Source organism: Polaribacter sp. YIW18, assembly GCF_057219325.1.
Map to the genome: position 1 here is coordinate 1 of NZ_JBXVVE010000019.1, position 11,591 is coordinate 11,591.

Below are 11,591 nucleotides of genomic sequence, written 5' to 3' on the forward strand. Positions count from 1 at the left end.
TCCAAAATTCTTTCGTAATTTGCATTTAAGTTGTTCATATATAATGATTTGTGGTTAAATCAATTTACTGATTTTCAGTAATATGAGCAACTTTTTTATTTTAAATCATAATGCACAACGGGTTATATAAAAGTAGTTATATAGGTAAGTATAACGTTTACAATATAATAAATGGTATAATAGTTGCTTTAGATAAAGAAATTATATACTTTTGTATAGTAATTAAAGAATATTTTTTAATACACAAAACCATTGGCAAAAAGAATAAACATATCTAATACTTTTCCAAAACAAGCATTTTGGGATATGGATACTAATAAATTATCTGTTAAAAAGGATAAGGATATTATTATTCCTAGAGTATTAATGACTACTAATGAAGATACTTTTTCTAAAGATATTGCATTGGTAGAAACTGTTTATAATGCCAATGAAATCTATGCTACTTTAAAAGATACAAAAGAACGTATCAGTAATAATGTTTGTAGATTAGTTTCTAAACGATATAACAAGCCTACTTTTTTACGTTATAAGTTTTAAGTGAATGAGTGCAGTTTCAAAAGTACTCTTACAAACCATTAAAGAATTACAATCCTTACCAAGTTTATCTCAATTTGCATTAGCAGGGGGTACAAATTTAGCATTTCGTTTCAATCATAGAGCATCTCAAGATGTAGATTTATTTTGCCCAGAAATATTAGGTGTAAAACATTTAGAATCTATAGAAAAAGAGGTTATAAATTTTTACGGTAAAAAGAATGTTACAGGTATAGAGTATCCTTCTGACAAAGAAAACGATCAATATTCTTTTTTACGATTTTTTGTCACCAAACCATCAGGTGAAATTATAAAAGTAGAAATCATCCAAAATATGAAAATGATGGATGCTGTTGAGGTAATTGATAATGTAAGCCTAGTAACTTTAAAAGATTTAGGTCTATTCAAGCTAATTAGCGGTTCTAGTAGGGCAGCTAAAAAAGATATTTACGATTTAGATTTTATCACAGAAAAAATACCAATCATAGAGCTATTTGAAGCCTTAAAAGAAAAAAAAGCAATATATAATAAAGAAGAAGATAAAAATATCTTTGATTTAGATGAGAACAAATGTCCTACTCAATTTCCTCTTGAACTTTTAAATTTTGATAGAAACACAAAAAAGAGAAACTCTTTAAAACCAATGCACTCTAATGATAATATTATTGTTGCAGATAATGGTAAATCTTGGATAAGGACACGTATGAGTTGGGTTTCGAAAATCAGACAATTATATAGGAGTATAGATGTAAAATATCCAACATATTAACTCCCCACAACCCAAAACCCAGTTTATTGCAAAAAAGCAAAAACTCTCTGTCTTTTGTGTTGTTCCGCTTTCCAATGCAAGTTTAGCGTTTTAATATTCTAGAGGTACTTGCATTTTATAGCTTGTATTTTCGCATACTCAAACACAACTATAAAAAGCAATCTTTGCTATTGTTTTCATAAAACACAAAACTCTCCAAAGCTATATTTACATAATGCGCAGTTATACTGCTCTTCCACAAAAGTTCCAGGCACTATAACGCCATTATGTAAAATAGCCGCTCACCCAACGCTCACTCCCGTCATTAATAATGAAATTTAGATATTTTAATAACAATTCATCTTTGTTGCATTGTTTTTATAAGTGCTTTTGCTACTATAGATTAAACAAAAGAACCATATAATTTAAAGCAGAAAATCAAAGACAATTTATAAAGCACATATAAAATCAAAAAAAAGCCAATAAGAGTAAAACTTTTTATTTGTTAGAAGGGTAGTAAAGTTGCTTTCACTAAAATTGGATGATATTGCAGGTTTATAAAAGTAAGTATTAGGTCTAGTATATAATAGTTTTCAATAGTTATTTTAGTACATCCAATTTTAAAGAAACCAATCAAGTAAAATAGGACAATACAAATAAAAAGCTATACACTTATTTTCGCTACTGCCCACGCACTAGGTACTTCGTCTTTTATATTTTATAATCTAGTAAAAAGAAACCCACATCGTAGAGAGGTGGGTAAAAAAAATGCTATGAAAGGTCATTAATATGACCCTTGAAAAAGAAATTAAATATAAATAAAAAAAATCATTCAATTGCCATTGGGCTAACATTTTTAAAGATTGATAAACTCCACGCGTAAACCAGCCTCTGTTTATCAATCTTTAAAAACGATAAAACCCTTCTTTTTCCTTATCTCATTCAACTGCACAAAAATCCTGCTAAATTCATTTAGTTTCTTTATCAAAATTCTTTGTTTGTTTCATTTCGTTAAGTAAAAAGAGGTAAAATAAAATAATTACAATCAACAAAAACTATCAATGTAACAATATTAATAAATTTTAGTTATATTTGTAGTAAAGCCATAACAAAACCGTACCAAGTCCAATGATGAATTTTTAATTTTAATAAATATAGTAGTTATGGGAAAAATCTCACAAGGAATTTTAGGCGGCTTAAGTGGTAAAGTCGGAAATGTTATTGGCGGTAGCTGGAAAGGAATTGATTATTTAAGAATAAAACCTTCAAGTGTTGCAAATCCAAGAACAGAAGGGCAAGTTAATCAACGTAATAAATTTACAATATCATTAGAGTACTTGCAAGCGAATAAAGAATTTATAAAGCTAGGTTATAAAGCTTTTGCAACAAAGAAAACGGAATTTAATGCTGCAATGTCTTACGTTCTAAACAATGGAATAAGTGGTTCAGCACCTAATTTTAGTGTTGATTATTCATTAGCATTATTAAGTAGAGGTGGTTTGTCTAGTCCTACAAATGCAAGTGTAGATTTATCAATTGCAAATCAAGTTTCTTTTGATTGGGATGATAATTCAGCAGAAGAAAATGCAAATGCAACAGATAAAGCAATGGTGTTAGCTTATAATCCATCAAAAAAAGAATCAATTTACATATTGGGTGGAGCACAAAGAAGTGCAACTACACAAATTTTATCATTGCCAACATCATACACAGGCGATAATGTCGAGCTTTTTATGGCGTTTATTACTGAAGATGGTAAGTTTGTTTCAAATAGTGTTTATTTAGGATCAGGTACAGTGGCTTAATAAAAGAAGTTAAATAAACATTGTAAAACCGTTTCATTAATTTGGAACGGTTTTTTTATTTGCACCCTATTTAGCGCCCTAAAAAGAAAAAACCCTATAAACATTGCGTTTACAGGGTTTTTAAGTGGTACCTCCAGGAATCGAACCAGGGACACAAGGATTTTCAGTCCTTTGCTCTACCAACTGAGCTAAGGTACCATTGCCTTAGCGGATGCAAATATAATATGTTTTTTTACATCTGCTAAATAAAATTTAAAAAAAATGTCATCTATTTTTAATTTTTATCTAAATTTGAACTATGAACCTAATTGTAGATATTGGTAATACAAGAGTTAAAGCTGCTGTTTTTAAAGGAGATAACTTGTTGGAGTTACTTGTTTTTGATAAGGAAAAAATTATTTCAGAAATTAAAAAAAATATAAAAATAAAGTCAATTTCTCATGTAATTTTATCTAATGTAGCCTCAATTTCATTACAAAAGATAGAGCAACTACAAAAAATGGCTACAGTAATGGTCGTTTCTTCTAACTTAAAAATACCTTTTATCAATTTATATCAAACACCAAAAACGTTGGGTGTAGATAGAATTGCATTAGTTGCAGCAGCTGTAAAACAATTTGCCAATAAAAACGTTTTGGTAATAGATGCAGGTACTTGCATTACTTTTGATTTTGTAAATAGCAATTTAGAGTATTTAGGTGGCGCAATTTCTCCTGGTATTAAGATGCGCTACAAAGCTTTACAAAAGTTTACGGCAAACTTGCCATTGTTATATAGTGAAAAACTAGATAGTTTTATAGGTAAAAACACTCATGAAAGTATAATCTCTGGAGTTTTAAATGGGGTAACTAACGAGATTGAGGGAGTAATCTCTCAATATGAAGAAAAATTTTCTGATTTAACAATAGTTTTAACAGGAGGAGACACAAATTTCTTGTCAAAACAATTAAAAAGTAGCATATTTGCCAATCAAAATTTTCTCCTTCAAGGATTAAATGAAATATTGAAACTTAACACAAGCAAATGATAAGAAATATTTTAGTAACCTTATTACTGATTACTTCTACAACTTTATTAGCACAAAGAACAAATTCTTCGCCTTATTCTTTTTTTGGTATTGGTGAAGAATTCAGCCCAAGAACCGTAGAGCAAAATAGTATGGGAGGTATAGGAGTTGCTTTTAACCATTATAAATATTTAAATTTTTCAAACCCAGCTGCAAACGCTTTTTTAAGGCAAACTACTTATGCAATTGGGGTTTTAAATAATGATTTAACGGTTAAAACGCTTGATACCCAACAAACTTCTAACGGAACCAGTCTAAATTATTTGGCATTGGGTTTTCCTGTTGGTCAAAAGGCAGGTTTCTCTTTTGGTTTACAACCAATTTCTTCTGTAGGCTATTCTTTATCTGACAACGGTTTCGATACTAATGGAGATCTCCAATCTATAACCTTATATAATGGTAATGGTGGTGTAAGTAGAATTTACGGTAGTTTTGGTATCATGGTTGCTAAACAATTTGCAGTCGGTATAGAAGCAGATTTTAGCTTTGGTAACTTAGAAAACTCAATTACAAACCAAAGAGCAGATGTAAGTTTGGGAACTAAATATAAAGAAATAAATACCATTAGAGGAGGTTCTGTAACTATTGGGGCTCAATACATAAAACCGTTAAAAAATAATTTACGCTTAGATGCAGGTGCCACATTAAAGCTTGGCAATAATTTAAATGTAGAGGGGAACGATTATCTCTATACAGTTTCTATCGGTTCAAACGGGGGGGAATCTCCAAGAGATACAATTTCTACAACTGCAATTTCGGGTAAATATGTACTACCCTTAAAATCTACTTTTGGTATTGGTTTGGGTAAATACGATAAATGGTATATAGGTTTAGAATACGAAAATCAAGAGGCATTCCAAACAGAAGGAACTTTAAACATTACAAACGACGCTTATAAATACGAAAAATCAAATAGATTTTCTTTAGGAGGATTTTATTTACCTAAAATAAATTCGATTTCAAGTTATTGGGATAGAGTTACTTATAGAGCAGGTTTGCGTTTCGAAAAAGTAGGTTTAGCTATTGATGGAGTTGGAAATACAACAAATTTTACATCAATAAACGACTATGGCATGTCTTTTGGTTTAGGTTTACCACTAAAGCAATTATCTACCGTTAATTTAGGATTAGAATTCGGTAAGAGAGGTACAACATCAAATAATTTAATACAAGAGCAATACTTTAACGTAAGGCTTAGTTTGTCTTTAAGCGATACTTGGTTCAGAAAAAGAAAAATAGATTAACATATAAAATTATTAAAACTATTAAAATGAAGAAAATTACGTTTTTATTAGCTGCAATGTTATTTATAACAACAGTAAAAACAAATGCACAGGTTACAAAACAAGATTGTGAAATAAAATACAATCTTTTTAGTGGTGATTACAAGTCTAAAAAGTATGACGATGCATACAAGAATTGGATTTTTCTAATGGATAATTGCCAAGATTTATCTGTAAATATCTACAAATATGGTTCTAAAATTGCAGAAGATGTAAGAAAAGAGCCCGCTTTAGCAAAAAGAGTTTACGAGCAAAGATTACAAAACTTCCCTAACGTAGACCCTGCAAAAGTACATAGTGATTATGCTAGTTACTTATATAAAAATAAATTGGCATCAGATGATGAGATTTTTGCCATCTTAGAAAAAGGATATGCTATAGACCCTACAAAAATGGGAGTAAAAAACTTATACATTTACTTTCAGGGAGTTACCGATAGAAACAAAGATACCAACCCACAAAAAGTTTTTGATACCTATGATGATGTAATAGAGTCTGTAGGAAAAAAGCTAGACGGATATGCAGCAAATATTAAAAAATATAGAGCAGATTCTGTAAATCTAGATAAAAAAGGGTTAAGAAGATTAAGAGCCTATAAAATTAACTCTAAAGCATTAGGTTCGATAGAAGTTCAGTTTGATAGAATTATTACAGAAATTGCAACTTGTGAGCGTTTAATACCTTTATATCAGAGAGATTTTGAAGCAAATAAATTAGATGCGGTTTGGTTAAAAAGAGCAGTTTCTAGAATGTTTAATAAAGGTTGTCAAGAAGACCCATTGTTTGAGAAATTAGTTAGAGCCTTTGCAGAAGCATCACCATCTCCAGAAGCATATGCGTTTTTAGCAAATGTTTTAGAGGGTAATGGAGATTCTGCTGGAGCAAGAGCAATGAGAGAAAAATCATTTAATTTAGAAACAGATCCTTTAAAAAAGGCAAAGTATAAATTAAAATTTGCACAATCAGCAAAAGATAGAGGTCAATTTAGCAAAGCAAGAAGCTTGGCAAGAGAAGCCTTAAGTTTTAATCCTAACTCAGGTAGAGCTTATTTATTTATTGCAACACTTTACCAAGCAAGTGTCAACAATTGTGGTGGTAATTTGTTCGAAAAAAGAATGGTATATGTAGCTGCTTTAAATATGGCAAGAAAAGCTGCAGCTGTAGATCCAAGTATCTCTTCTAAAGCTAGAAAATACATCAATATCTACAAACAAAATGTACCAAGTAAAAAAGATATTTTTAATGCAACAGCAACTCCAGGTGGTAAGTTTACTATCAAATGTTGGATTGGTGAAACAGTAAGAATACCAAATAAATAGTTTTTTGAAAAGATATTTTCAAATATATATAAAAAGCATTACTGTAATTTTTTGTACAGTAATGCTTTTTTCTTGTGTTAATAATTCTGAGGAAGTTAGTGACCTTTTAAAAGAGCAAAATTTACCCATTGGCAAAGCAAAAAAAGCCTACCACGTATACAAAGATTCAGGTGCAATCACATCAAAGTTAATAACCCCTTTACTGTTAGATTTTAGCAATAGAAAAAAACATCCCTATAATGAGTTTCCTAAAGGCGTAAAAATTATTAACTTTACAAATAATCAGCAAGATTCTGTAACCATAACAGGTAACTATGCATTAACTTATTCTAAAACAGAGGTTTCAGAAATAAAAGGAAATGTTGTGGTAGTTAACCACAAAGATAAATCTAGGTTAGAAACATCGCAAATGTTTTGGGATCAAAAAACAAGGTATTTTGTATCAGAAAAACCATTTACACTTTACAAAGAAAATGACACCATTACAGGCGTTGGTTTTGAGTGTAAAGAAGATTTAAGCAAGCATCTTGCTAAGCAAACAACCGGTATATTAGAAACTAAAGAGTAAGTATAATGAACAGAGTTTGGAAATTTTTTCAGTATGGATATTTAATGGTAGCTTTTATTTGTGTGGTAGAAGGTATAATGCGTTGGGACACAGAAAGAAGTAGGGCGTATCTTTTTTTAGGTTTTGCAATTTTTATTACTTTAGTATTTTTCTTTAAGAGGCGTTTTAGAAAAAAAGTGCAAAAAAGAAACGAACAAAACCAAAACAAATAGTTTATCATTTTCTAAATGGAAATTGAACTCATAATTATATTTTTATCTATTTTACTTTCCGCATTTTTTTCGGGAATGGAAATAGCTTTTGTTTCTGCTAACAAACTTCACATAGAGTTAGAAAAAAAGAGAGAAGGGTTTATCCCAAAAATTCTAAACAAAATTACTCAAAAATCATCAAAATTTATTACCACAATGTTGGTGGGTAATAATATTTCATTAGTAATTTATAGTTACTACATGGGTAGTTTTTTAATAAGAATTTTACCTCTAGACGGCTATAACGAGTTTTCTATATTATTACTTCAAACCATAATTTCAACCGTCATTATTTTAATTACTGCAGAGTTTTTACCAAAAGCAATATTTAGAATTTATGCCAATGAAGTTTTAAAAATATTTGCCCTACCCGCATATATATTTTATATGCTTTTTCACTTTTTTTCAGAATTTATTACCCTCATTTCCGATTTTTTTCTGCGTGTTTTTTTTAAAACAAATTCAGATGAATTACAAACAGAATTTAGTAAAGAAGAATTAGGGAACTACATCTCAGAGCAATTAGAAACTGGTAATGATGATGATGAAATGGATTCTGAAATACAAATTTTTCAAAATGCACTTGAGTTTCATAATGTAAAAGCTAGAGAAGTTATGGTTCCTAGAACAGAAATTTATGCTGTAGAAATACATGAAAAAGTAAGTGTTTTAAAAAAACTTTTTATAGAAACAGGCTTATCTAAAGTTATTGTATATAAAAATTCTATGGATGATGTTTTGGGATATGTAAATGCTTTTGAGCTTTTTAAAAAACCAAAAACAATAAAATCAATATTATTACCCGTAGAAATTGTACCAGAATCTATGATGATTAACGATATTTTAAACATGTTAATGAAAAAGCGCAAAAGTGTTGCTGTTGTTGTAGATGAATATGGAGGAACCTCTGGAATGATTACTGTAGAAGATATTGTAGAAGAATTGTTTGGCGAAATTGAAGATGAACATGATTCTCAAGAATTTTTAGAAGAAAAAATTAACGAAGTTACCTTTAATTTTTCTGCAAGATTAGAAGTAGATTATTTAAACGAACAATACGATTTAAACATACCAAAATCTGAAGCATACGAAACCTTAGGAGGGTTTATTATAGACCACACAGAAAATATACCAGAAGAAAATGATGTGGTAGAAATAGAAGGTTATGAAATTAAAATACTTAAAACCAGTAGCGCAAAAATAGACGATGTTACATTGAAAAAACTAGATTCAGAAGACTAATCTACTGGTCTAAAAAAACAACTACTTTACATTGCTTTCAACTTCTTGCTATTTAGTTAAAAATGGGTTGCAATATTAAAACCCAAATCGTATATTCGCCCACTGTAATTAAATAAATGACGTATGGCAATTTTATCGAAAATAAGAGAACGTTCTATGTTCTTGATTATAATAATAGGTTTAGCACTTTTTGCATTTGTATTAGACCCATCTACACTTGGAGATTTTTTTAACTCTAGTAAAGTAAATGAAGTAGGAGAAATTAATGGAGAGGCAATTTCTAGACAAGAATTTGCAAATGCTTTAGAGCAATACAAGCAACAAACAAATGGTAAAGTAACAGAAATGCAAGCTGCAAAGACAGTTTGGGACAACTTACTAAGAAAAAAGTTATATAAAAATCAGTTAGAAGAAGCTGGTATCTCTGTGGGCGAAAAAGATGTTTGGCAAGAAGTATTAAATGCTCCATCAGTAAAAAATAACCCTCAGTTTTTAAACGAAGCCGGCTTGTTTGATGAAGCAGAATTTAAAAGATTCTTGGCAACAACAAAACAAGACAATCCAGACATGTGGACAGCTTGGTCTAACTACATGAATCAAATTAAAGAAAATACAGAAACAAATGTATACAACAAATTAGTTGCTGCGGGTTTAGGAGCTTCTTTAAAAGAAGGAGAAACAGAATATATGATAGAAAATACAAAATTGAATGCTCAATTTGTATATGTACCCTATACCACCATTGCAGACAGCTTGGTTAAAATAAAAAAATCTGAAGTGGAGGCTTATATAACTGATAATCCAGCTCAGTTTAAAACTGAAGCAACAAGAGATATTTCTTATGTAAAATTTGATATTATTGCAACTCCTGCAGACGAGCAAGCCATAAAACAAGAAGTTGCTACTTTTATAGATGACAGTTTAGATAGAAACAAACAAACTGTAAAAGGTTTAAAAAGCACAACAGACTACAAAGAGTTTTTTAATATGAATGGTTCTGATCTTAATTTAGATGAAAGCTTTAAGTTCAATGCAGATATAAACCAAACCGTAGCTAAAGAAATTTTTAACGGTAATAAAGGTGATGTTTTTGGTCCTTATAAAGACCAAGGATTCTTTAAAATTTCTAAAATTACAGAAGTTTCTAAAATGCCAGACTCTGTAAAAGCGAGTCATATATTAATTCCGTTTGTTGGAGCTCAAAGAGTGGCACCAGATGTTACTAGAACAGAAGAGGAAGCAAAAAAATTAGCAGACAGTATTTTAACTGTTGTTAAAAGAAGAAGAAGTAAATTTGCAGGTTTAGCAAAAGAATTTTCTTCAGATAAATCAAATTCAGAAAAAGGTGGGAATTTAGATTGGTTTAACTACAAAAGAATGACACCTGCCTTTAGAGACTTTACTTTTACAAACAAAAAAGGAACCATTGATGTTGTTAAAACACCTTTTGGTTTTCATGTTGTAAAAATAGACGATCAGAAAAACAGACAAAAAGTTTTAAAATTAGCCATTTTTGGGAGAAAAATTGTACCATCAGAAGCTACAGAAAATACAGTGTTTCAAAAAGCAGAACAATTTGCTTTAGCAGTTTCTAAAAGCGATGACTATAATACAGTAGCAAAAGAAAATAATTATGTGTTAAAACCTGCTGTAGGGTTAAAAGTTTTAGATGAAAATGTACCAGGTATTGGTAACCAAAGACAAATTGTTTCTTGGGCTTTTGGTAAAAATACAGAACTATCTGATTTTAAACGTTTTGATTTAGAAGGTAGCCATGTTGTTGCAATTGTTACTAATAAAACAGCAAAAGGTTTGTTGCCTGCCGATAAAGCAATTAATAAAGTAAGACCAATTTTAGTAAATCAAAAGAAGGCTGCTTTATTAAAAGATAAATTAAATGGTAGCACTTTACAAGACATTGCAAATGCTAATAATACAACTGTTAGATCTGCTGTTGGTGTCAAGTTAAAAAGTCCTGCTTTATCTGGCGTTGGTTCAGAACCTAAAGTAGTAGGTGCAATGTACAATGCAGAGTTAAATAAAGTATTTAATCATGTAGAAGGTAGTAAAGGTATTTTTGCTTTTAAAGTAACTAAAAGAGAATTGCCAACTGCTTTACCAAATTACGAAACAAACAGAAATAAAATTGCAGAAACTAGAAAAAGACAAACATTTAAAATCTATGAAGCAATAAAAAAAGCTGCAGATATAGAAGATAACAGAGCAAATATGTATGTATCTAACTAATTTGTAGCAACTACACAATCTTAATAAAATCCGTTCAATTCTTGAAGTGCACCCAAAAGTTTAGACAAATTTATAATTAATTTTGATAATAATGAGCTCGATATTCAATCGGGCTCATTCCATTTAAATTTTGTTTAATTCTCTCATTATTATAATATTTTATATACACTTTAATCTCTTTTTTTAACTGAGATATCGACTTATATTTATTTAGATAAAACAATTCAGATTTTAGAATACCGAAGAAATTTTCTATCACAGCGTTATCTAAACAATTTCCTTTACGAGACATACTCTGAGTAATTCCTTTTTCTGTTAATAATCTTCGATATTGTTTCATTTGATACTGCCATCCTTGATCAGAATGTAATATTAAATTTGCCTTATCTGGTATTTTCTTAAAAACCTGAGTTCGATTAATAAAATGCAAGTTGATTTGTTTTGACTGTCTGGTATTTTATGGACGGCTTTTTAGGTAAAAAGCTATAGGCAATAAGCCCTGCAACAATATTAGACAAGAAATTA

The 11,591-nt window shown here is 29.9% G+C and carries 10 protein-coding genes, 1 tRNA gene and 2 pseudogenes; 10 read left to right on the forward strand and 3 right to left on the reverse strand.

Annotated elements, in window-relative coordinates; all coding sequences use genetic code 11:
- Positions 1-252 precede the first annotated feature (252 nt).
- The 3 genes from AC2D6T_RS11870 (at position 253) to AC2D6T_RS11880 (ending at position 3,090) form a co-directional block, all read left to right on the forward strand.
- Positions 253-540: a DUF6922 domain-containing protein gene (locus AC2D6T_RS11870; RefSeq protein ID WP_484681631.1), complete on the forward strand. Its 288-nt coding sequence runs from the start codon at positions 253-255 to the stop codon at positions 538-540.
- 4 nt (positions 541-544) lie between these two features.
- The gene (locus tag AC2D6T_RS11875) at positions 545-1,306 is read left to right on the forward strand and encodes a nucleotidyl transferase AbiEii/AbiGii toxin family protein (RefSeq protein WP_484681632.1); all 762 of its coding nucleotides are present in this window, start codon (positions 545-547) and stop codon (positions 1,304-1,306) included.
- A gap of 1,142 nt (positions 1,307-2,448) precedes the next feature.
- A complete protein-coding gene (locus AC2D6T_RS11880; RefSeq protein ID WP_484681633.1) occupies positions 2,449-3,090 on the forward strand; it encodes a DUF6266 family protein in 642 nt (213 codons plus the stop codon).
- A 125-nt stretch (positions 3,091-3,215) separates the two neighbouring features.
- Here AC2D6T_RS11880 and AC2D6T_RS11885 read toward each other — a convergent pair.
- Positions 3,216-3,288 (reverse strand) — tRNA-Phe (locus AC2D6T_RS11885).
- Positions 3,289-3,388: 100 nt separating this feature from the next.
- On the opposite strand from AC2D6T_RS11885, the gene AC2D6T_RS11890 reads away from it, so the two are divergent.
- The 7 genes from AC2D6T_RS11890 (at position 3,389) to AC2D6T_RS11920 (ending at position 11,066) form a co-directional block, all read left to right on the forward strand.
- Positions 3,389-4,117 (forward strand): type III pantothenate kinase, encoded by a 729-nt coding sequence (locus tag AC2D6T_RS11890; RefSeq protein WP_484681634.1) that lies wholly within the window; start codon positions 3,389-3,391, stop codon positions 4,115-4,117.
- Entirely contained in the window at positions 4,114-5,400 is a 1,287-nt protein-coding gene (gene bamG / locus AC2D6T_RS11895; RefSeq protein WP_484681635.1) for a BamG family beta-barrel-assembly machinery protein, read from the forward strand. Before AC2D6T_RS11890 ends, bamG begins: the two co-directional genes overlap by 4 nt.
- A gap of 26 nt (positions 5,401-5,426) precedes the next feature.
- Positions 5,427-6,758, forward strand: a complete 1,332-nt coding sequence (locus AC2D6T_RS11900) for a tetratricopeptide repeat protein (protein ID WP_298949684.1) — start codon at positions 5,427-5,429, stop codon at positions 6,756-6,758.
- A gap of 4 nt (positions 6,759-6,762) precedes the next feature.
- Entirely contained in the window at positions 6,763-7,326 is a 564-nt protein-coding gene (gene lptC / locus AC2D6T_RS11905) for an LPS export ABC transporter periplasmic protein LptC (protein ID WP_298949686.1), read from the forward strand.
- A gap of 5 nt (positions 7,327-7,331) precedes the next feature.
- Positions 7,332-7,538, forward strand: a complete 207-nt coding sequence (locus tag AC2D6T_RS11910; protein ID WP_484681636.1) for a hypothetical protein — start codon at positions 7,332-7,334, stop codon at positions 7,536-7,538.
- A gap of 15 nt (positions 7,539-7,553) precedes the next feature.
- Positions 7,554-8,819, forward strand: coding sequence for a hemolysin family protein (locus AC2D6T_RS11915; RefSeq protein WP_298949690.1), 1,266 nt, complete (start codon positions 7,554-7,556; stop codon positions 8,817-8,819).
- Between the two features lie 123 nt (positions 8,820-8,942).
- A complete protein-coding gene (locus tag AC2D6T_RS11920) occupies positions 8,943-11,066 on the forward strand; it encodes a peptidylprolyl isomerase (protein WP_484681637.1) in 2,124 nt (707 codons plus the stop codon).
- A 76-nt stretch (positions 11,067-11,142) separates the two neighbouring features.
- On the opposite strand, the pseudogene AC2D6T_RS11925 reads toward AC2D6T_RS11920, so the two are convergent.
- Together AC2D6T_RS11925 and AC2D6T_RS11930 are read right to left on the reverse strand one after the other, a co-directional pair.
- Positions 11,143-11,463, reverse strand: a pseudogene (locus AC2D6T_RS11925) (transposase); the annotation flags it as partial.
- A gap of 19 nt (positions 11,464-11,482) precedes the next feature.
- Positions 11,483-11,591, reverse strand: a pseudogene (locus AC2D6T_RS11930) (IS982 family transposase); the annotation flags it as partial.